This window comes from Halomonas sp. AOP30-A1-24, assembly GCF_052378165.1.
Lineage (GTDB): Bacteria > Pseudomonadota > Gammaproteobacteria > Pseudomonadales > Halomonadaceae > Vreelandella > Vreelandella citrativorans.
In genome coordinates this window covers 23,691-44,927 of record NZ_JBQSXL010000011.1, presented here as the reverse complement: position 1 = coordinate 44,927, position 21,237 = coordinate 23,691, and the positions used below count along the sequence as shown (strand labels likewise).

General features: G+C 56.7%; 18 protein-coding genes. 4 read left to right on the top strand and 14 right to left on the bottom strand.

Translation table 11 applies throughout. From position 1 onward, the window contains the following. Positions 1-22: 22 nt before the first annotated feature. The 7 genes from ACT3TJ_RS08210 to ACT3TJ_RS08180 all read right to left on the bottom strand — a co-directional run bounded on the left by ACT3TJ_RS08210 (position 23) and on the right by ACT3TJ_RS08180 (position 6,729). Positions 23-1,540: a tripartite tricarboxylate transporter permease gene (locus tag ACT3TJ_RS08210; RefSeq protein ID WP_441678591.1), complete on the bottom strand. Its 1,518-nt coding sequence runs from the start codon at positions 1,538-1,540 to the stop codon at positions 23-25. Positions 1,541-1,562: 22 nt separating this feature from the next. Continuing rightward, positions 1,563-2,087 carry a tripartite tricarboxylate transporter TctB family protein gene (locus ACT3TJ_RS08205; RefSeq protein ID WP_441678593.1) on the bottom strand — a complete coding sequence of 175 codons (525 nt, stop codon included), beginning with the start codon at positions 2,085-2,087 and terminating at the stop codon, positions 1,563-1,565. A gap of 31 nt (positions 2,088-2,118) precedes the next feature. Continuing rightward, positions 2,119-3,042, bottom strand: coding sequence for a Bug family tripartite tricarboxylate transporter substrate binding protein (locus ACT3TJ_RS08200; RefSeq protein WP_444665563.1), 924 nt, complete (start codon positions 3,040-3,042; stop codon positions 2,119-2,121). 206 nt (positions 3,043-3,248) lie between these two features. Next, positions 3,249-3,947, bottom strand: coding sequence for an N-carbamoylsarcosine amidohydrolase (locus ACT3TJ_RS08195; RefSeq protein ID WP_441678597.1), 699 nt, complete (start codon positions 3,945-3,947; stop codon positions 3,249-3,251). 10 nt (positions 3,948-3,957) lie between these two features. Next, positions 3,958-4,719: a maleate cis-trans isomerase family protein gene (locus tag ACT3TJ_RS08190; protein ID WP_444627143.1), complete on the bottom strand. Its 762-nt coding sequence runs from the start codon at positions 4,717-4,719 to the stop codon at positions 3,958-3,960. A gap of 13 nt (positions 4,720-4,732) precedes the next feature. Continuing rightward, entirely contained in the window at positions 4,733-5,566 is an 834-nt protein-coding gene (locus ACT3TJ_RS08185; protein WP_441678599.1) for an alpha/beta fold hydrolase, read from the bottom strand. Further along, complete coding sequence (locus ACT3TJ_RS08180; RefSeq protein WP_441678601.1) at positions 5,563-6,729, bottom strand: FAD-dependent monooxygenase; 1,167 nt, start codon at positions 6,727-6,729, stop codon at positions 5,563-5,565. The genes ACT3TJ_RS08185 and ACT3TJ_RS08180 overlap by 4 nt, the downstream gene beginning before the upstream one ends. A gap of 503 nt (positions 6,730-7,232) precedes the next feature. Between ACT3TJ_RS08180 and ACT3TJ_RS08175 the strand changes: the two genes are divergently transcribed. From ACT3TJ_RS08175 to ACT3TJ_RS08160, 4 genes are all read left to right on the top strand, one after another. Next, positions 7,233-7,718, top strand: a complete 486-nt coding sequence (locus ACT3TJ_RS08175) for a (2Fe-2S)-binding protein (protein WP_441678603.1) — start codon at positions 7,233-7,235, stop codon at positions 7,716-7,718. Next, entirely contained in the window at positions 7,711-10,749 is a 3,039-nt protein-coding gene (locus ACT3TJ_RS08170; protein WP_441678604.1) for a c-type cytochrome, read from the top strand. The genes ACT3TJ_RS08175 and ACT3TJ_RS08170 overlap by 8 nt, the downstream gene beginning before the upstream one ends. Positions 10,750-10,951: 202 nt before the next feature. After that, on the top strand, positions 10,952-12,463 hold the full coding sequence (locus tag ACT3TJ_RS08165; RefSeq protein ID WP_441678608.1) for a sodium:solute symporter family protein: 1,512 nt from the start codon (positions 10,952-10,954) through the stop codon (positions 12,461-12,463). Between the two features lie 123 nt (positions 12,464-12,586). Then, positions 12,587-13,618 carry a leucyl aminopeptidase gene (locus ACT3TJ_RS08160; protein WP_441678610.1) on the top strand — a complete coding sequence of 344 codons (1,032 nt, stop codon included), beginning with the start codon at positions 12,587-12,589 and terminating at the stop codon, positions 13,616-13,618. Between the two features lie 70 nt (positions 13,619-13,688). Here the strand turns inward: ACT3TJ_RS08160 and ACT3TJ_RS08155 are convergent, their stop codons facing one another. The 7 genes from ACT3TJ_RS08155 to ACT3TJ_RS08125 are packed head-to-tail and all read right to left on the bottom strand — an operon-like array spanning position 13,689 to position 21,225. Further along, on the bottom strand, positions 13,689-14,618 hold the full coding sequence (locus ACT3TJ_RS08155; RefSeq protein WP_441678612.1) for a biotin-dependent carboxyltransferase family protein: 930 nt from the start codon (positions 14,616-14,618) through the stop codon (positions 13,689-13,691). Next, positions 14,615-15,319, bottom strand: coding sequence for a 5-oxoprolinase subunit PxpB (pxpB, locus tag ACT3TJ_RS08150; RefSeq protein WP_192528404.1), 705 nt, complete (start codon positions 15,317-15,319; stop codon positions 14,615-14,617). The genes ACT3TJ_RS08155 and pxpB overlap by 4 nt, the downstream gene beginning before the upstream one ends. Continuing rightward, complete coding sequence (locus ACT3TJ_RS08145; RefSeq protein WP_192528403.1) at positions 15,316-16,077, bottom strand: 5-oxoprolinase subunit PxpA; 762 nt, start codon at positions 16,075-16,077, stop codon at positions 15,316-15,318. Before ACT3TJ_RS08145 ends, pxpB begins: the two co-directional genes overlap by 4 nt. A 26-nt stretch (positions 16,078-16,103) precedes the next feature. After that, positions 16,104-17,870, bottom strand: a complete 1,767-nt coding sequence (locus ACT3TJ_RS08140) for a peptidase M14 (protein ID WP_444665560.1) — start codon at positions 17,868-17,870, stop codon at positions 16,104-16,106. Further along, the gene (locus ACT3TJ_RS08135; protein ID WP_172117826.1) at positions 17,867-18,715 is read right to left on the bottom strand and encodes an ABC transporter permease; all 849 of its coding nucleotides are present in this window, start codon (positions 18,713-18,715) and stop codon (positions 17,867-17,869) included. The genes ACT3TJ_RS08140 and ACT3TJ_RS08135 overlap by 4 nt, the downstream gene beginning before the upstream one ends. 8 nt (positions 18,716-18,723) lie before the next feature. Then, positions 18,724-19,647 carry an ABC transporter permease gene (locus ACT3TJ_RS08130; RefSeq protein WP_172117827.1) on the bottom strand — a complete coding sequence of 308 codons (924 nt, stop codon included), beginning with the start codon at positions 19,645-19,647 and terminating at the stop codon, positions 18,724-18,726. A gap of 57 nt (positions 19,648-19,704) precedes the next feature. Beyond that, the gene (locus ACT3TJ_RS08125; protein ID WP_444621605.1) at positions 19,705-21,225 is read right to left on the bottom strand and encodes an ABC transporter substrate-binding protein; all 1,521 of its coding nucleotides are present in this window, start codon (positions 21,223-21,225) and stop codon (positions 19,705-19,707) included. Positions 21,226-21,237: the final 12 nt, after the last annotated feature.

Genomic DNA, 21,237 nt, shown 5'->3' with positions numbered 1-21,237 from the left:
GGCCGTTTGGTGATCGCGACAGTCAGCGCATCCTTACGCGCTTTATGTCATTGCCAAGCCGCACCCAGAGTGGCGCCAAAAGCGGCAGTATGATGGCCAGTAATGACAGACCAAACAGGCCCATGGCAATGGGGCTGTGCAAGAATACCTCCCAAGAGCCGCGACCCAGCAGCAGGCTGCGGCGCAGATTCTCCTCAAGCAGCGGCCCCAGAATCAAGCCGAAGGCCAAAGGGGCAGCGGGTAGCGACAAGAGATATAAGGCGTACCCTACGGCGCCGAAGAAGAGCATGATGTAGACATCTGCCATGCTGCTGCGAATAGCATAGGCGCCTACCACGCAAAGCAGCGCAATGCCGATGAGCAACGTATGCGAAGGGATGCGCAGTACCCAAGGCAACCAGCGCATCAGCAAAAGGCCGATGACCAGCGTGAGCAGTAGCGCAAGGAAGAACCCGGCGTAGAGGCTCGAGACGAAACTTGGGTTTTCGGCGAAGAGCATTGGCCCTGGCCGCAGCCCATGGATTAACAGCGACCCCATCAATACTGCCGTGATGGCATCTCCAGGTACGCCCAGCGTCATCATTGGTATCAGCGTGCCACCGATGCTCGAACTATTAGCGGCCTCGGGCCCCACCACACCCTCGACGGCGCCATGGCCGAAGCGCTCGGGATGCCTTGAAAAGCGCATCTCCTGGGCGTAGGCAATAGCCACTGCGATAGCCGACCCGGCAGCGGGTATAGCGCCGACAAATGCGCCAATAAAGGAACCGCGTAACATCGACGCCCAGCGTCCAGCGATCGCGCGCAGATTCGGTAGAGGCGATTGGGTAGATTGCATGTCGAACTCAGGCGTGGCGCGATGAGAGTCGTGCAGATTCCTGAGAACCTCAGCGAGCCCGAACAACCCTACACATAGCGGTACTAGTTCGATGCCACCTTGCAGGCCACGTGTATCGAAAGTGAAGCGCGAGACGTCGGTTAAAGCATCGAACCCTACCATTCCACAGAGTAGACCGACGGCGCCGACCAGCAATCCGCGTACCGTTGAACCTGGCGAAGCGTAGGCAAGTAGCACCAAACCGAATACCGCGATAGCCGTGAACTCGGGGCTTTTAAAGCGCATCGCGATTGAGGCCAGCATCGGAGCGGTGACCACCAGAAGCGCCAGACCGATGACGCCCCCTACGCTCGAGGCGATCAGCGCATAGACCAACGCTTCCTTAGCTCGTCCTGCACGGGCAAGAGGGTGACCGTCCAATTGAGTGACGATTGCACCCGGCGTGCCTGGAATGTTGATCAGGATGGCGGAGATTGAACCACCGTAGACACTGGCAACGAATACACAGAGTAGAAAGAGAATGGCAAATGCGGGGTCCATACCGAAACTCAACGGTAGCAGAATAGCTAGCGCCATGGTGGAACTAACGCCCGGTAGGGCGCCGAGTACGATGCCAAGCAGAGTGCCCAGCACAGCAAGCATCAAACCCCAGGGCGATGCGAGTGTTGCTAGGAGCGAGGTAAAGAAACTGTCGATCAGCATGGTAGTCTCCTGATCGCGGGCGTCATAGCGCGACGCCCAGCAGGGTGATGAAGATCAGATACAGCGCAAGGCTTAGTAACGAGGCGGTTATGATGCCGAGCAGTAGGGCACGATGCAGGCGATGGCAGCGACGATATTCCAGCCAGATGAGCCAAGGGGCGGCGAAAAGCCAGGTCGCTGGCAAGAAACCAAGCGATGTCACCACGCTTGGCAGCGCCAAAAGAGAAATAAGCAGGGCTGCCGCGTGCGTGTGACGGCTTAGAGGAGCGTCACTTTGGGTCGGCGTCTGCTCGGCTGTCTTGCGCAAGTGAAGTACCCAGCCGGCCAACCCCTTGAGAAGGAGAATGCCCCCTCCCAGCAACATGAAACTTAGAACGGTCAGCGGCAGCAGTGCGGGACCTGGGTCAGGGCCTCGGCCCAGCGTGTTCATCAACATCGTATTGCCGCTTACGTCGATGAGCCCGACAAGGGCGATGCCACTGAAAAGCAGTCCACAGGCAAGATCGCGCCCGGCGGCGCGATCAAGAAAACTGTTAAACGAACGCATGGCGTCTCTCCTAAGTCGTGAGTAGGAGCCGTCAGCGCGTCAGCGCGGCATCCACCAGATTGGAGGAAGAAAGGATCTCATAGACCTCATCGGCACGCTGGGTAAGATAATCTGAGCTTACCTCTTGAGGTTGCGGAGCAATCACTAAGCCCGCCTCGCTTGCCGCCGACTGAAACGCTTCGTCTTCGAGCAGTGTGTAGAAAGCCGACTCCAACGTGTCGCGGCGCTCATCGGGTACGCCTTGTGGCAGATAAAGCATAAAGAAGTCCTCCGCCGCGAAGCCATAACCTTGCTCCTTGAAGGTAGGAGCATCCGGCGCAAAGGGATGACGCGCATCTGTGGCCACGCCCAGTATCTGGAGTTGCCCCGAGGCGTGCTGGTCAGCTAGCAACGGTATTGGCAGCAGGACAGACATGACCTCACCAGAAAGCAATGCCGAGAGGGTGGGGGCGTAACCCTGATAGGGGATCTTCGTCAGCGTAACGTCGAACTGTGACTCGAGCATGCTGGCTGCGATATAAGAGAAGCCGCCGGGCGAGTCGTTACCGTTGACAATTGCGCCGGGCGATTCCTGAAGTGTTTGCAGATAGTCATCAAGATTCGTGATGCCCGTATCGCTGCCCACTGCGAGCGCGGCTGGCTCGGGGCCGATGAATACCAGCGCCTCGAGTTCGTCCAACGGCGTGGCGTTGGGGTTCATGTAGCTTTGGGCGATGGCATGGGTACCCATCATACCTAAAGTATAGCCATCTGGATCGGACTCAGCTACGTGGCGAATACCCGTAGATCCGGCCGCCCCCGTCACGTTTTGAACGACGATGGGGACAGAGAGTGCCGTGCCAGCATGCTCGGCCATTAAACGGGCCGCTAGGTCATAGGCGCCGCCAGCGGGCCAGGGAACGACGAGGGTGAGTGCACGCTCGGGAAAGTCATCGGCGAGAAGTCCAGAACTCAAGGGTAGAGTGAAGCCCAAAACGGACGCTATCATCAAACGGCGAAGTGTCATATGAGTTACCTGTTGTGTTGTCAGTAGATCAAAGCGAAGCGTTTTATTGTGGTTTGTTGGTTTTTCCGAGCTGGCGAGCGTTGAGGGACTTTCTCCTTTTTTAATGAATGCTATAGAAGCCCAAAGGCCGCAAGTCGGCCTTTCAGAAGCGCTGTTCAGCCTCCCAACAGATGATCGATTGCGGTCTGGCGGTCGATAACGTCACCGTACTTGCTGTCGATGTCGAACAGATTCGCCTCGTGCGGGTCGGGGTGACGGTCGCCCACGCAGTCGCGTATCACCATCACGCGAAAGCCGTACTGCAGGCCATCGACGGCGGTGGCGCGAATGCAGCCGCTGGTTGAGCAGCCGGTAACGATGATCGTGTCCACGCCCATGGCTACCAGCATGGAAGCGAGCGAGGTGCCAAAGAAGGCGCTCGCGTACTGCTTGGTGATAACCGGCTCCGTTGAGTCCGGCACCACTTCAGCACAGAACTCGGCGAAGGGGTTGCCAGCCACCATGGCGCGCATGACCGGCGATTTCTTCACCCAGATGCCGCCGTCGACTTGATCCGGCGCATGGTAGAGAATATTGGTGTGGATGACCGGAGTTCCACTCTGTCGAGCGGCATCAAGCAACGGCGGCATGTTGGCCACGGCCTCGACGACGCCGGGCGCGTAGAGTGGCGACTCCTCACGCACGTAGCCCTGCATGAAGTCCACAACCAAAAGTGCCGCCTTGCGCCCGAAGCCGATGCGCCCGTCCCAGACGCCCCGATAGTTCTCTTGAGCCGAGTTCTCCTGGGCCGATTTTTCCTCATGACCCGAGCCGTTTTGAAGCGAGCTGTCTTGAATCGCATCAGGGGTTGCCATGGGTACGCTCCTAGTAGGCGCCGGAAAGCAAAGCGCCAGCTCCAGGCACCACCGGCTCCAGATCCAGCGCCTTGAGCATGGCGTAAGTGGTGGCGATGGCGGCGGTCACCACCGGCTTGCCGGTCAGCGCCTCGACCTTGGCGACGGCCGGTAGTGAGGGCATCTGTACGCAGGCCGAAAGCACGATGGCGTCGATATCGCTCAAGTCTAGACTGGCAACGATCTCGGGCAGCTTGGCCGGGTCATGACGCGCCACGTCCAGGTTGTTGGGAATTTCCAGCGCCCGGTAGTCGACCACCTCGATGTTTTCCTGACGAATGTAATCCACCACCATTTCGGTCAGCGGCTTCATGTAGGGGGCTACCACGACTACGCGTTTGGCTTTCATGACGTGCAGGGCATCTACCAGGGCGCCGGCGCTGGTGACGACAGGCGTATCGCAGCCGTTTTCTTCAGTGCGGCTGCGTAGTCGCTTCTGGGACTCACGATGATAGCCCGGGCCCATGGACATGATGGCCACTAGGCAGGCGTACCCCATGACGTCCACGGCGGCATCGGAAAGCTCCAGCGCGCAGCGATCAGATTCGCCATCCATAGCGGCCAGTTCGTCCTTACTGACCGTTTTCATCCGCATGCGACTGGAGTGAAAAGTGAATCGCTCAGGACGAATTAATTGCCTTGCGGCGAGCATGGCAGGGATTTCCGTTTCCATAGTGATATTGGAACTCGGCACGATCTGGCCGATACGATAGGTCTTGGTTTCAAGCGTCATGGCAATCGGTCTCTCAGAGTGGGGTGCCGAGGAAGTCTTCGAAGGCAGTGAAGAAGCCTTCGAAGTCATCCCAGGGAATCATGTGGCCCGCATTCGCGGCGGTAGTGATACGAATCGACGGCAGCAGAGTTTGGATCTCTTCGCGATCCTCCTCCTGGATCACGCCGCCCTTGCCGGCGCAGATTAGAAGCGTCGGTATTTCAATAGCAGGGAGGTCTTGGTGGATATCCACGCTGTGGAACTCCTCGAACGCCTGCACGATAGCCGGTGTATAGCAAGTGTGCAGCCACTCGGCGCGCAGGCGCAGCTGCTCCTCGCTCCAGGTGGGGCAGTAGGTGCGCATGGTGTCGAGGCCAGCGCCCTGGGAGCAATCACGGATGGAGTCCACGTACCAAGGCAGCTTGCTGGGATACTCCCGGCGGCCGGGGCCGGAAACGGGCGGGTCGATCAGCACCAGTTTGTCGATGCCTTTTGCGCCACGCGTCATGGCGCGCAGGGCAAAGCGTGCGCCCATGGAGTGACCGGCGAGAATCACGTTTTCAAGCCCCAACGCTTCGATGAAAGCGATGACATCGTCGGCACAGGTGTCGATATCGTAGTCCAGATCGGGTCCCGTGGAGGAGAGCCCACGCCCACGAACGTCCAGCACGTAAGTATCGAAGTGACGGCCAAGGCGCTCGGTGACGAAGGCCCAAGTGACCGCGGGGCTTGTGATGCCCGGAATCAGCACCAGTGGCTGCCTGGTGGAGGCCGAGTCACCGCCAAAGCGCAGGTAGTGCTGGCGGATGTCGTTGGCGTGAATATTGGCGCCGTAGCGGTACGTACTGGTAGAAAGCGTGTCGGTCATGCCGGGTTCTCCTCGCTAACGGCTTCAGGCGTTTGCAGCGGCGTCTCGAACACGTCATAGCCGAAGACCCAGGCAGGATCTTCATCCTGGCGCAGCCAGGTATTGTCGTGGGAGACCTTCTGTACGCGGGAAGCCCGTTCGAAGCGATTGGTGCGGTAAAGCTCAAAGGCTTCACGATAGCCGTGGGCACCTACTTCCTCCAGACAGCGCACCAGCATGGCAGCATCCTCGATAGCCATGGCGGCCCCTTGGGCCATGTGTGGCTTCATCGGATGGCAGGCATCGCCCAGCAGTACCAGACGGTTGTCGTGCCACAGTGGTAGGGGAGTGCGTTCCAGAAGCGGCCATTTGGTGACCGTTTCGGTGCAATCGATCAATGCCTGCACCGTGGGGTGGTAGCCCTTGAAGGCCTCGCGCATTTCCTCCTGGGAACTGTCGACGAAGGACGTACCGTGACTCCACTCGGGCTCCGGTACACCGGTGACGTAGTAGTACTCTTTCTCGTCGCCGGTGACGAAGTAAACCATCATGTGACGGTCTTCTGACCACCACTTCACGCAGGCCTCGAAATCCAGATCATAGGCCTTGAGCTTTTCGGCGGAGATGATCGCCCGGTGCGCTACCCAGCCACTGTAGGTTGGTGCTTCGGACCCCAGTAGTTTTTCGCGAATTTGCGAGTTGACGCCGTCGGCGCCAATCACAAGGTCGGCCTCCTCTGTGGTGCCGTCTGCAAAGGTCATGCGCACTTTGTCGCCCTGATCGTCGACATCCATCAGGCGTTTGTTGAAGAAGAGGTTCTCCTGATCGAGTGTGCTGACCATCAGCTCGTGCAGATCGCCGCGGTGAACGGTGATGTAAGCCGCCCCGTAGTGTTCGCGGGCAAAGTCGCCAAGAGGAATGCGCGACTGATACTCGCCGGTCAGGCCATTACGGCTGAACCAGTAATTGGGATGCGAGCCCATGGAATTGAGCTTTTCCTCAATACCGATGCGCCGCATCACCTTCATCACGTTAGGCCCCAAGTGGATGCCGGCACCCAGGCGGGAAAACGCTGGCGCCTGCTCGTACACCTTGGTGGGGTAACCGGCCTGCTGTAGCAAGGCGCCAGCGGCGGCGCCGCCAAGGCCTGCGCCAATCACGGCGATGGTGGGTTTGTTATTCATAACGTAATTTCCCTCGTTTTATTGGCATAACGCACAGGGGGGGGCAATAGCCAAACCTTTGGAAGAGTCTTTGAAACGTTATAAAACAACGTATACACCATTTATTTTTTGGTCAAGAAAAAATAAACCTAAATCAGAATAAAATTACTAGCCACCCGGATTTTTGTGTAACCTTATATTAAATATATGTATTTTTATTTTTTAAGCTGTTTTAATAAAAAACTTGCTCGATGCGAGAGTAGGGTGCTATATGTTTTATAGTCGCGCACTTATAGGGTGTGCGCTATTTTTAAGCAAGTTGAGGCAGGTATGCACCATGCAGGTGCATCGAAGCTGGGAGCGACCCCGGTAGATTAGATATGGTCAAAAAATAATTAACAATTACCTTAGTGCTGCTAGTTAATAGTGCTAGTAGCTAATAGCGCTGTCAGTTAATAGTGCTGCCAGTTAATCAGAAAGCTCTAAATAAAAATTTGCTTTAACAATAATGATGATAATTCCCTATGACGCTGAAGCTAAAAGTGAATGGACAGAAGGTTGAGCTGACCATTCCGCCTACAACACCGCTGCTCAACGCACTGCGTAACGACCTGTTGCTGAACGGCCCAAAGTATGGCTGTGGGCTGGGCGAATGTGGTGCGTGCAGTGTGCTGGTGGATGGCATGGCTGCCAGAGCCTGCGTGCTCACGGTCGCCTCGGTGGTTGGACGTGAAGTGACGACGCTGGACGGGCTGGCCGATAAGGGCCGCCTGGATCCAGTCCAACAAGCGTTCATTGATGCGCAGGCAGCACAGTGCGGCTATTGCCTGAATGGCATGATTATCAGCATTCGCTCGTTGTTAAATCACACCTCGGCCCCCTCTTCAGAACAGATCGGGGCGGCGCTTGAGCATCACCTTTGCCGTTGTGGCACGCACCTGGAAATTTTGAATGCCGCCCATCGTGCCGTTGCCCTCAACGCTGCGGCGTTGGGAGACGCTGATGACTAAGCCCCATACCACGGTGCAGCCCCGCCAGGTTGCCTGGCCTGACGGTTTCGAGCACCTGCGCTACGGCGTTGTGGTGCGTCCGCCTTACTACCGTTGGAACGGCGAACATTTCACGTGTGACCGGTTGGCGCATGTCGATACCTCGATGCTGAAGACGTTGCCATATGACGCAAAGGCGGTGGTCGAGGGTAATTTTGTGGGGGTTGTGGCAAGTAGCATTGAAAACGCGCGCGATGCCGCTAAGTGTCTGGTTCTAAGCTGGCAGCCACACGGCCAAATATCGGCCGCGCCAACACAGCAAGTACGCGCAAGCGAAGAAAGCCGTAAGACGCCCGACCACAAAAAAACTGGCTTAGCTGATGTCGACGGTGACCACGTTGGCAGATATGAGTGCGACTACGGTTGGCCCAGCCGTATGCGCTGGGGAGAAACCGAAAGCTGGGTGGTTGCCGAATACCGAAATAACTGTCTTGAGGTTTGGACGCACACTACAACGCCACAAGCGCTGCGCCAGGATTTGAGTACCCTAACGACGCTGGGTATGGATCAAATAGCGCTTTATACCAGCGAAGGAGAACAGTGGGAGGGGGCAGAACGGCACGTGGCCAGCGGCCTTGGCCGCCATTGTGGTGACGATGCCGCCGTCGATGCTGCTTTGATGGCAAAAGCGCTGGGCCATCCGGTCGCGGTATGGCTGGATGCGCAGTACAGCACGGATGTTAAGGCATTGGGGCAGGCGCAACGCCTATCGCTAAGCGCTGTCTTTGGTGAAGGGGATTACATAGAGCGGTATCGCTACCGACAAGCGCATGCCAGTGGAGAGGTGGCGGCCGTCGGCCTGTTTCTGAGTGGGCGAGTCGCCGCACAAGGTGTTTCAGAGGAAGCCGAGCAGCCGCTATATTCTCCTTATGCCTTCCATAACGCCCATCTGTCGGCGCATACCGGGCGCCCCTCAGGGCAGCCGTTAAACGATACCCTGCTGGGTATTCAGCAAACGTTCGCCCGTGAGTCATTTCTTGATGAAGTCGCTCATGCGCTCGGCCAGGACCCGCTGGCGTTACGCCTAGGCTATCTTAACGACGCACGTGGTCGCGAGCTTATTGAATCGGTTGCCAAGCGAGCCAACTGGCAAGCAGATGCCCCTTCTCGTGAGGCATCGATTGATCTGTTACGGGGCCGTGGTTTGGCTTATGCACAGCTACCCGGCCGCCAGCAGCGTCTGGAAAGTGGCGTACGCTCTGCCTGGATTGCCGATGTCGAGGTTAATCGGGTTACGGGCGCTGTCCAGTTGACGCGACTGGTCGTGGGCCAGGATTCGGGTATTGAGGTTGATACAGCGCGTTTGCAACACACGCTTCAAGCGCGAGTGTTAGGCGAAGCGCGGCCGCTGCTGGGCAGTGAGCCGGCTTTCGATGAGTGGGGCGATGGTCGTTTAGAAGCCAAAAAAGAGTCGCCATTGGCCCGGCGCCAGTCTTCGTTTGAAAGACAGGTGGTGACGCCAAATGAAGCACCCTCGACGTTGCCGGCTAGCCTTGCGGATAGCGAGCTTTCACCTAGTGTCGCAGTTATCGCCAACGCGTTGTTCGATGCCACAGGCATACGTTTTCGGCAGCCGCCTTTTACGGCCAACCGGGTGCGGCAGGCGTTACAAGAGCAGGATCTGGAGGCATCTAAAGGCCGCAGTAGCCTGCTTTTATCCCGCAAAGGCATATCGCCGCGTCGCCAATGGCTGGCGGCCGCCGCTTTTATGACGGTTGCCGGTAGCGCGGCTATGGCTTGGCCCTGGAAAGGGGCGATTGCACCGGTCTCCCGGCCTGCGGCAACTCTTTATTCCGCTGAAACTATCGAGCGTGGACGGCTAGTGGCGGCGGCGGGCGATTGTGTCGCTTGCCACACCGTTGAAGGTGGCGCGACAAATGTCGGCGGCCATGCTTTTGACACGCCGTTCGGCACGCTTTACAGCACGAATATTACGCCTGATGAGACAACCGGGATCGGCCGGTGGTCGTATGCGGCGTTCGAGCGCGCCATGCGTCACGGTATCAGCCGTGATGGCCGCCACCTTTATCCTGCGTTTCCCTATACGGCGTTTGCCAAAACCAGCGATGCCGACCTTCAGGCGCTTTATGCTTATTTGATGGCTCAGCCTGCCGTATCGGCTCCTGCGCCCCAGAACGATCTATCGTTCCCTTTCAATGTGCGTGCGCTCATGGCGCCCTGGAATGCGCTTTATCACGATCCGAAACCGTTTCAACCGGACCCTGCGCAAAGCGAGCTCTACAATCGCGGCGCTTATCTTGCCGAAGGGCTGGGGCATTGCAGTGCCTGCCATAGTCCGCGCAATGCGATGGGCGCGGAAAAGGACGGTAAGTACTACTTTGCAGGTGCCATGGTAGATGGGTGGGAAGCGCCTGCCTTGAACACGCTTTCGCGATCACCCATTGGCTGGAGCGAAAGCTCGCTATACGACTACTTACGCCACGGCGAGTCAGCGTTACATGGCGTGGCCTCGGGGCCAATGGCGCCCGTGGTCGCCGGGTTGAGCGAACTGCCCGAGTATGATGTTCGCGCCATTGCTCATTATGTAGCGCAGCAGATGGAAGCGCCGGTTGGGGACAGTGAAGTACAGCAAGCCGACGCCCAGCAACGCTTGGCCGCAGCAGCGGTTAGCCCTAGTGGCATGGAGGAGGGCGAGCGCCTGTTTGAAGGTGCCTGTGCCGCCTGCCATCTGGATAACGGCTTGCCCTCGTTTACCCGAGCCCGAACATCGCTTGCGCTGAATACCAATCTGCACAGCGATCGTCCCGATAACGTTATTCAATCGATTTTAGGCGGTGTGCATGCTGACACCGTCCCTGGTGTAGGTAACATGCCCGGTTTTGCTGACAGCTTCAGCGATACGCAAGTCGCTACCCTGGCAAGCTATCTTCGGGCACGTTTCGCGCCCGGCGCACCTCCCTGGCAACAACTTGAACAACGTGTTGCCGCAATACGCCAGCCTCATCACAACAATACGCACTCTTCTCACTGACAATACAAAACGAGGTGGATCATGAAACGCAGCAAGTGGATATGGACAGTCTGGACAGTGGTTCTTTTGAGCTGTCTTGTGCCCTACACCCTACTAACGAATATTGCGGCCTGGTATGGCAGCTTTCTCTTCTGGACCTGCGCCGGGCTCGTGGTTATTGCACTTAATGTCTTCATTACCAAAGATTTCGAGGAGCACGACCATGACTGAGTCAATGATCTGGTGGTCAATTGCCATCTATCTACTGATCGCGGTCGGTATTGCTTTCCTCTCCCGTCAGGGACCGGCGGAAAGTATGTCGGGCTACTTCCTTGGCAACCGGCAGATGAACGGGTTTGTATCGGCGCTGAGCTACAGCGCTACAACCTATAGTGCTTTTATGATGGTGGGCTTGGCGGGGCTGACCTATGCCGGTGGCGTCGGCGCGCTAGGCTTTGAGATCATCTATTTTGCCGGTGTTTCTCTAGTGGCCGTTTTCGGCCCGCGTTTTTGGGCTGTCGGCAAGAAGTTTGGCTTCGTCACGCCCAGTGAAATGTTGGGAAACCGTTATAACAGTAAGCATGTCGCGATGGCTGTCGCGATTGCCAGCTGCATCTTTTTGATCCCTTACTCTGCCGTTCAACTGGCCGGGGTTGGCTACCTGCTGGACGGCATGACCAATGGTGCCATCACGTTTACCACTGGGGTGGTAATGGCAACGGTGATAGCCGTTTTCTTCTCCTATATTGCCGGTATTCGTTCAGTGATGTGGACCGACTCCTTACAGGCCTTGATGATGATCGTTGCCTCGACGCTGGTCGCCTTTTTGGTTGTTCAAGGGCTTGGCGGCTTCAGCGGCTTGTTTGGTACGCTTGTAGCTGAACATCCCACCTCGCTTAGCGTGCCGGGGTCAGGGCTTTTTAGCCTGGTAACCTTCTTGGGCTTGAGCATTCCCTGGTTCTTCTTCAGCCTATCCAACCCGCAGGTCAGTCAGCGTCTTTTCATGCCGTCGTCCTTGCGCTCTATGCGTCAGATGCTGATCGGTTTTCTGGTGTTCGGCTTCATTTATACATTGGTATCGGTGCTGTGGGGCTTCTCGGCGCTTGCTGCATTTCCCGACCTTGCGCGTGCCGACCTTGCAACGCCGGCGCTGCTCGCCTCTGACTTTATCCCGCCGGTTCTGGGTGTCATCGTCATGATCGGTATCATGGCCGCTGCCGTCTCAACGATCGATTCGATCATGTTGACCCTAGCTTCCATGCTGTCTCGGGATGTCTATGCCAACGCTAAACCGGGCGTGGGTGAAAAACGCCAACTGATGGTGGGCAAAATCGTCGTCCCGGTTATTGCTTTGTTGGCGCTGGGTTTTGCTGAGCTGCAGCTGGACTTGATCGCTGTACTCTCAGTGGCGGCTTCATCAGGTCTGGTCGCCATGGTGCCTGCCATTATCGGCGCTTTCTACTGGAAGCGTGGCACGGCCGCCGGTGCGCTGGCAAGCATCATAGGTACCAGCGTTTTCGTGCTGTTGATGTATGCCACGGGTAATTCCCTGCTGGGTTTACCGTCCGGTATCTGGGGCATCTTTGTCTCGACGGCCCTCTTCGTTGGCGTAAGCCTTGTAACCAAGCCGCATAAGGCCTCAACCGATGCCTTCCTGAACGCTATTTCCGAAGAGTTGGGACGCAAAAAGAGCGCTCCGGTCAGTGCGCCGTCATCTCAGAAAGCCGCTGTGTAGGACTATTCCTACCAACGCTATCTCTCGATAACCGTCTGTCTTGATGCTGGACTGGCAAATACAGCTAGCGTCAGTGCAGGGGTTACCGCCTTCACGTCATGCTGACGATATGCAGGAGTAGTTATGGATCACGCAAGCTTTACGGAAATCTGCCTTCACCAGTTGAAAATGTCCGGCGTTCAGTCCGATGAAAGGCTCATCGTACTGACTCAGGGCAACGACCGGCTCGATTATGCCGATGCTTTCATGGCCGCCGGACAACGTTTAGGCGCCAATATGTACCATATGCGCCTGCCGTCACCGCCTCTTGTGGGTGGTTGGAACGTCGGCACTACCGGGCTTGCTGCGATGCCCGAGGCGGTGGAAGCGCTCAAGAACTGCGATATGCTCATCGACTGTATTTTCCTGTTGTTCTCCCCTGAACAGATGGCCATTCAGGCGGCAGGCACGCGGATTCTTACCGCGGTGGAACCGCCTGAACTGCTGGCGCGTATGCTGCCAACCCAGGAACTCAGAGAGAAGGTCGAGATTGCCGCCGAGCTATTAGCTAAGGCCAAGGTAATGCGCATTACTTCCGCCCATGGCACCGACGTGACTTACCAGTTGAATACCTATCCAACGGTTGCCGAATATGCGTGTACCGATGAACCGGGCCGCTGGGATCATTGGCCCTCCGGTTTTGTGTTTACCGGCGGTGATGACGATGGTGTGGACGGCACCATTGTCGTGGCGCCCGGCGATGTCCTGTTGCCTCAGAACATGTATGTCCGCGAGCCGATCACCTACACCATCAAGAAGGGCTGGATTACCGGTATTCAAGGTGGCTTGGATGCCGAGCTGGTTAAATCCTACATGGACAGCTTCAACGACAAACGTGGCCTGGGCATGAGCCATGTTGGCTGGGGCATGAACCCTGATGCCAAGTGGCACCGTATGGTGCCCGGTGAGTTTCCGGGCGGGATGGGCATGGAGCCACGCAGCTTTTATGGCAACGTGATGTTCTCCACCGGCCCCAACAACGAATTGGGCGGGCCCAACGATACGGCCTGCCATCTGGATATTCCCATGCGCAATTGCTCGTTATTTTTGGACGACGAGCCTGTTGTGGTTGATGGCGATATCGTAGTAAAAGATATACAGATGCTTCGAAACTGACCGTTAGCGGGCAGTTCAATACAAAAGGCACCCCAGGGTGCCTTTTGACATTTGAGCGCTTCTTAAAGGCTCACTCCCACACGGCCAGCTGGCGGCGGTGAGTAACCTGAGCCTGAGTAGCGCTAACCGGCTGTAGCCACACCTCGGTGCCGGGTAGACACTGGGAGAGCAGAGCACAGGCGCTGGGAGTAATCGCGCCCATACGCGGGTAGCCGCCAATGGTCTGGCGATCATTCATCAAAATGATCGGCTGACCATCGGGCGGCACCTGTACAGCGCCCAGCGGGATGCCTTCTGAGATCACGCCGCTTACTTTACTTTTGAGTGTCTGTCCCGTAAGTCGAATGCCCATCCGGTCAGCGCGCTGATCAACGCGCCAGGGCTGATTAAATAATTGATAGAGGCTGCGGCCCGCAAAGAGGGCCGCCTGGGCACCTAGTACCATTGGCAGCCAACAGCGACCGTTGGGAATCGGCAACTGAGCGCTTGCTGGAAGTCGGCGTGGCGTCACGGACGCGCCCTGCCAATACAAGCGGTCATTGAGCTGTAAGGGTCTGCCATCCTCATAAAGCCCGCCCAGCTGCTCTCGGGCCGTGCAGGCGCGGCTACCCAATACGACTGGCGCCTCAAGCCCACCGGGGAAGGCGAGGTAGGCACGCAGCCCGGCACGTGGCTGGCGAAACGTGAGTGCTTGCCCAGGGCGTAGAGTGAAGGGCGCGTTAACTGCCAGCGGCTTATCATCAATACGCGCGTCAAGGTCGGCACCGGCCAACGCCAGGCACACGCTTGCGTCGGTTTCCAATGTCAGGTTGCCGCCCATCACAATCTCTAGCGCGGCGCTCTCAAGCGGATTGCCCAGCAGCCAGTTGGCCCAGCGAAAGGAGATCCAGTCGGCGGCGCCGCTTTGGGTAACGCCCAGGTGGCCGACGCCGAAGCGCCCGTTATCCTGAATAAGCGCAAGGGGGCCTGCCTGCTTTACGGTGATGCTAGCTTGGCTCATACGCGCTCCTCTAGCGGGGTCGTATCACCACCGGCAGCTTCAAATTCGGCTTGAGAGATGGCCTTGAAGCGTACCTTATCGCCGGGTCGCAACAGCGGTTCGCCGCGTTTTGCGTACTCAAAAAGCGGTACCGCCGTGCGGCCGAGAATATTCCAGCCGCCAGGCGAAAGCAGCGGGTAAATCGCCGTTTGGCGCTCGGCGATGCCTACGCTCCCGGCTGTCACCCGGCGTCGCGGGGTTTTCAGGCGAGGGGTGGCCAGGTCTTCATCCACCAGCCCCATAAAGCCGTAACCCGGTGCAAAACCAAGCGCAAAAACGCAGTAGTCGTGACCGCAGTGACGCGCAATCAACTGCTCAATACTTAACCCGGCGCCTTGGGCCACTGCCGGTAGTTCAGGCCCCACGCTTACGTCGTACCACACCGGGATCTCATGCAGTTGACCCTGCTGTGTATCGGCAGGCTGAAGACCCTTGAGAGCTTCGCGGATTCGTGACGTTGCCTCAACGAAGGTCATGCGTTGGCAGTCGTAGTGAACGAGCAGGGTCGTATAAGAAGGAATGAGATCGATCAGCGCATCGCTAAAGGCGTGGCGCAGGGCAGTGTCTGCGGCCATGATCCAGCCCATATTGCGCTCATCAATCTCATCAAAAAGACGCACCGTGAGGGCGTCCATGGCAGCGGTTTCCAGACGCAGTTTCACGCGATCTCCAACACCTTGAAGGCTTCACGGATCGCACGTACGGCGGCAATCGACTCGGGGTTGTCACCATGAACACAGAGCGTGTCGCAGGGAAGTCGCAGCGATGAGCAGTCGCGGGCCGTTAGAGCGTCGCCTTTAGCAAGCGCTATGGCCTGGGCCACGATAGTCGATTGGTCGTGGTGAACGGCACCCTGCAGGCGTCGCGATGCCAAGTGGCCGTTAGGCTCATAGGCGCGGTCGGCGAATGTCTCAAACCACAGTGTCACGCCCATGCTGGTGGCCAGTTCACGAAAGGGTTCAGGCATGGCCGTTGCCATGACCACTATCGGTAGGCGGGCATCAAAGGCTCGCACGGCGCGCATTGCACCTTCCAGCAATTCAGGGTTGGCGGCTATGTCGTTATACATCGCCCCGTGGGGTTTGATGTAGGAAAGCTCAGCGCCTTCCGCACGGCAAATACCGGCCAGTGCGCCGACCTGGTAGAGCATCATATCTTCAACTTCTGCCGCCGAGCAGGCCATGGAGCGTCGTCCAAAGCCGATTAAATCCGGATAGCCTGGGTGCGCGCCGATCCGCACCCCATGCTGAACAGCCAATGCCACGGTACGACGCATTACGTGAGGGTCGGAGGCGTGGTAGCCACAGGCGATATTGGCGCAGTCAACAAAAGGCATGACCTCAGCATCCAGCCCAAGTGTCCAGTTACCGAAGCTTTCACCCATGTCGCAGTTGAGCGTGGGGAGCTTTTTATCGGTCATTATTGACTCTCCTGGTGAGCGGTCGATCAGCATGGCGTGTTGGGCAAGGCCATCGTTTGGTAGCACTGATAAGCGCTTAAAATAGTTTCGTACTGCACTTGATGTGCCATTACGAAGTCGTCGCCATAAATCGTTTCGTCGGGATACTCGGTAATCAGTTGCAAAGGGGTTAACTGCTGCTCGTCACGTGTCAGTAAATAAGGAATATGGCGACGCGTGGAAAATTCCAGAGGACCAGCATGGGCTTCAAAAGCCTTAATCTGTCGTTGGTTATAGGCGACAAGACCCGGTACGTTTGCCAAGTGAGCGGTTACGCTCTCAAGCAGTGCGTTGGCTTGGGTTTCCCACTTTTGATGATAGCGAATGACCAGGAAGAACCCTTTCGGAATGGACCATAGTTCAAAGTTACGCGGCACGTAGCCGGTCAATGGGCGAGTCCACTCGTGGGCGGGATAGCCGTGCAGGTTAATGTGCAGGTAAGCATCACTTAATGCTTTGGCACGCTCGCGGATAGCTAGCTCAAACTCGCCGTTGGCGGGCTGTGCCTGGAGGTCGTTGCCAAATGCGGTATAGCGTGCAGCGTGATGCATATGGGTCGGCTGCTCGGCGACCAAGCGCTGTTGCAGGCGATAGCCATCAGGATTCTCAAGGGGTGAAAGTACAAAGTGTGCCTCAGCCTGCTGCGCCAAGTCGCGCCCGGCCCGAAGTGCGCCAACGATACCAGACGGCTCATTGGCGTGCTGCGCTGCGCTAATCATCACGGCACGATCGCTGCCTGGACGGTAGCGTGCGGAGAGTTGTCGTCCGCTGCGGCTTTTAGTGTGGATTGCTTCGCCGCCTAATGCCTCCAACTGCGTGCTGATTTGGCCAACGCTCAGCGGGTGGGAGGCCGTATCGAGCTCAACCTCTGCCTTGGCGGGTGCCTCTGTGGTATTCAGCGGACGCAGGGTAATGTTCAGGGAAGGAGATGCGTCCGGGCGAGTCTTGATTTCAGGCACAATTTGGCCCGGCTGAATCGAACGATCGCCGAGCGGTAAGCCTGCAAGGTGCTGATAATACTCCAAAAGCGAAAAGTATAATTCTTCATGCAGGGCCTCGGCCAAGCTGATGTGCTCTAGCCCAAAGGGTAAGCATGTATCCTGGCTTGGCAGCGTAACGCTGATATTTAGCTCTTCAAAGTACGGCTGCTCGGTGGGCCAATCAGTTCGGGTGACAGCTTCTATCGCCGCCTCAAACAGCTTGGCGTAATCACAGGCGTAAAAAGCGCTTTCGGTGTTGCCATCGCCAGTGCTCCACTCGACCCAGCCGCAAGGAGAGAGTTGCCAGGTATTGATGTGGTCCAGATGGTGGCGGTTAGGGGCCGCGACACGGACCTGCTCTTGTGCGCCATCGCTATCGGTAAGTGTCAGTTCGTAGTGGTAACGTCGGGTTTGCGTGTCACATGCTACGGGTTCCCAGCTGAGTGCTACGTTGGCATCAAGCAGTCCTGCCAGCGGGTAGGCTTCCAACAAAAAACGCTGGGGCGTTTCCAAAGGTGCTGGGTAGCGGATATGAATAGCCCGTAGCGACCGCTCGGGCAGTACCTCAATAACATAGTGCACCAAGGGCTTATAGGCGCTGTAGAAGTGCGCCTTAATGCCATGTTGTGCAAGTGTTTGCTCAGCCTGCTGACGTGCGGCGAGGTCATCAAATACCCAAGCGTTAAGCGTATCGCCAGACGACAGCACTGTCTGGTATTGTGAAACGATGGCATCTACGCTGCGCTCAAACGAAGTCTCCAGTAATGTGATCATCGTGATGTCCGCCCAGTAGGATCAAGGGTATCGCGTAGCCAGTCTCCCAATAGATTGAGACCCAGCACGGTGAGCAAAATCGCCACACCAGGAAATACGCTGACCCACCACGCGGTTTGCAGATAAGTACGGCCCTCTGCCAGCATGCCACCCCAGCTAGGAATAACGGGGTCAACTCCCAAGCCCAGGAAGGTTAGGCTGCTCTCCAGAAGAATGTTGTTGGCGACGTTAAGTGTCATCAGTACAACAACCGGGCCAAGCAAGTTCGGCAGCAAGTGCTGAAAGAGAATTCGCCAGTCACGCACACCAATGGCCTGTGCCGAGAGAATAAATTCGCGATCTTTAAGTGATAGCACCGAGCCGCGTACCAAACGAGCGTACTGCACCCACTGTGAGATGATGAGCAGAATGATCATGTTGGTCAGCCCACCACCGATGACGGCGATGAACGTAATGGCGAGCAGAATAAAGGGCAGCGCAAGCTGCACATCGGCAAAGCGCATCACGAGCATATCGACAATGCCGCCATAATAGCCCGATAAAAGCCCCATAATAATACCCAGCACTACAGCACCTAACGCGGAGTAAAAGCCGACCTTAAGCGATATTTCACCACCGATGACCACGCGTGCTAATACATCGCGTCCCAGTGGGTCAGTACCTAACGGAAAGCTACCGTCGACCAAGGGAGGCGTGAGGCGCATGGCGAGATTGATACCGCTGCCGCCGTCTGGAAATAGCCAGCCTGATAGCAGAACGGCCAAGGTGATGCCGCCCACCAACAGGGCGCCCATGATAAATTCAATACTTTTAAAATGTCTTAGATCCAGAGAGTTTGCCGACATAATGATACCTAGCTCTTGCGCACGCGGGGATCAACAAAGCCATAGGCGATATCGACCAGCAGGTTGATTGAGATAATCATCAGCGAGAGGACGGTGATAACGCCCTGCAGTACGGGGTAGTCGCGGGCAGCAACAGCATCAAAGGCCAGCGTACCCAGCCCAGGCCAGTTGAAAACACGCTCAACCACAACAATACCGCCCAGTAGGCCGCCGAATTGCAGGCCGAAGTAGGTAATCAATGGAATAGAGCAGTTGCGCAGTGCGTGCTTATAGAGCACTACAGAATTGGATAGGCCTTTAGCACGCGCCACCATGATGTACTGAGAGCGTAGGGTTTCCAGCATGGTTGTTCTGACCAGACGCACGTTGGTTGCGGTAAGAATAATGCCCATGGTCGCCGCCGGCATAATGAAACTCTGCCAGCCCTCCATACCGCTGGGGGGCAGCAGATTAAAGGTAATGGAGAACACTAATACCAGCATGATAGCTAGCCAAAAGTTGGGGAAGGAGAGCCCCACCAGCGAAACAATCCGAATGACCTGATCGGGCCATTTACCGCGTGAAACAGCGGCCTTTACTCCTAAAGGAATCGACAGCGCAATTGAGATGAAAAGGGATGCAAAGGCCAGCGCCAGGGTGGCTGGTAGGGCGCGGCTAATCAGCTCGCTTACGGATGTGCCGCCCATAAAGCTGCGTCCCATGTCACCTGTAAACAAACCTTTTAAAAATTCCAGGTACTGCACTAAAAACGGTTGGTTGAGTCCAAGAGCCTCGCGAATACGCTCCAGGTCTGCTTCGGTAATGCTGCCTGCACCTTGGGCGAGCATAACGGCCGGGTCGCCGGTGAGGCGAATCGCAAACGACACGATCAACGTGACGGCTACAAGCACAAACAGCGCCTGTAGCAGTCGGTAGAAAAGAAACTTGGCCACGTGGCCTCCCCACTCAAAATAGGCACCGCCGCCCACAAGGACGACGGCGAATTAGGCTTACTCGCTGACGTCGACGTTAGTGAGACGTATCCGGTTATCAGGTGCTGGCTCAAAGTTCTTCACTCGGCTACCCACACCGTACAGCGCATTTTGGCTATACAGAGGCATCTCCAGGGCACGCTCTTTGGTATAACGTGCGATGAACTGCAGCAGGGTTTCGCGCTCTTCGCGGTTAGTAATGCCGCGTTGAGCGTTCAGCATCTCATCCAACTGGGCATCGCTGTCGTAGGGGTTCCAACGTTCGCCAGTGTGGTACATCAAATACGCAGTGTTATCGAAGTCAAACGTCCAGCCTCCCCACTTTTGCTGGAACATTGCGCCGGTACGTCCCGCTGGAATAATGTCATTAAGCAATACGTTGGTTTCGTAAGGTTGGATAGAGACATTAAGCCCAACGCCTTGCAGGTAGGAAGCTACTACTTGAGCGACTTCGGAAAAGGTAGAGTCGTTTCCGCGTACATCAATCTGCAGTGAGGTGCCAGGTTCAACACCCGCTTCGGCGAGCAGTTGCTGGGCGCGCTGCGGATCGAAGGGGTAGGGGTCAAGCGAGGGATCAAAGCCAAACGACTGGCTGCCTTGGAAGCTGGCGATAACATTGCCTTCACCTGCGAGTACGGCGTCGACGATCGCCTGACGGTCAACCGCCATGATAATCGCCTGACGTACTCGCTCATCGGCGGTAATGCCTGACTGGGTATTAAAACGCAGAGCTTCTACCGTAGGAGAAGCGACGCTGACAATCTCCGCATTAGGATGATTATTGATGGATTCGATCATGCCGATCGGAATAGTGGGCGGTAGTACCAAGTCGACTCGGCCGGACTGTAGCTCGGCAACGGCAGTGGAAGGCTCAGAGATAAAACGGTAAGTCACACTGTCGAGCTTGGGTGCGCCACCCCAGTGATCCGCAAACGCTTCCAGCTTCACATCAGAGCGTGGTGTGTAGTCGACTAATTTAAAAGGACCGGTACCGACAGGATGAGTATTAAAGTGGTCGTCACCATGCTCTTCAATATAGCCAGGCGGTACGATCATCGCGCCATACCCGGCCAACTTGGTGAGCAGCACGGGATCCGCATTATATAAGAAGAAATCAACGGTATAGTCGTCAATGATCTCTACATGAGAAATAGCCGTGTAGTTAGAGCGTTGTGGCCCGCGTGAGCCCTCTTCTCCGAGCAGACGGTCGAAGGTGAACTTAACCGATTCAGCATTGAACGGTTCATCATTATGGAAGACCACGCCTTCACGCAGCGTAAAGCGGATGCGCTTACCATCATCCAGCTCTTCCCAACTGGTGGCCAAGCCTGGTACTAACTCAAGGTCGGGGCCTCGGTAGGTCAGACCATCGAAGATGTTAGTGGCCACTGAGGCCCAGTTCACCAAAAAGGTGTCAATCGGATCCCAACTGCCCGGATCCTGCGGTGAGGCTATAGTGATTGAGCCCGCGTAGCTGGTGCTTGCAGCAGCCATGGCAGCAGCCAGGGTGCATGCTTGGAACAGTTTTGTCTTTTTCATTAGTATCATTCT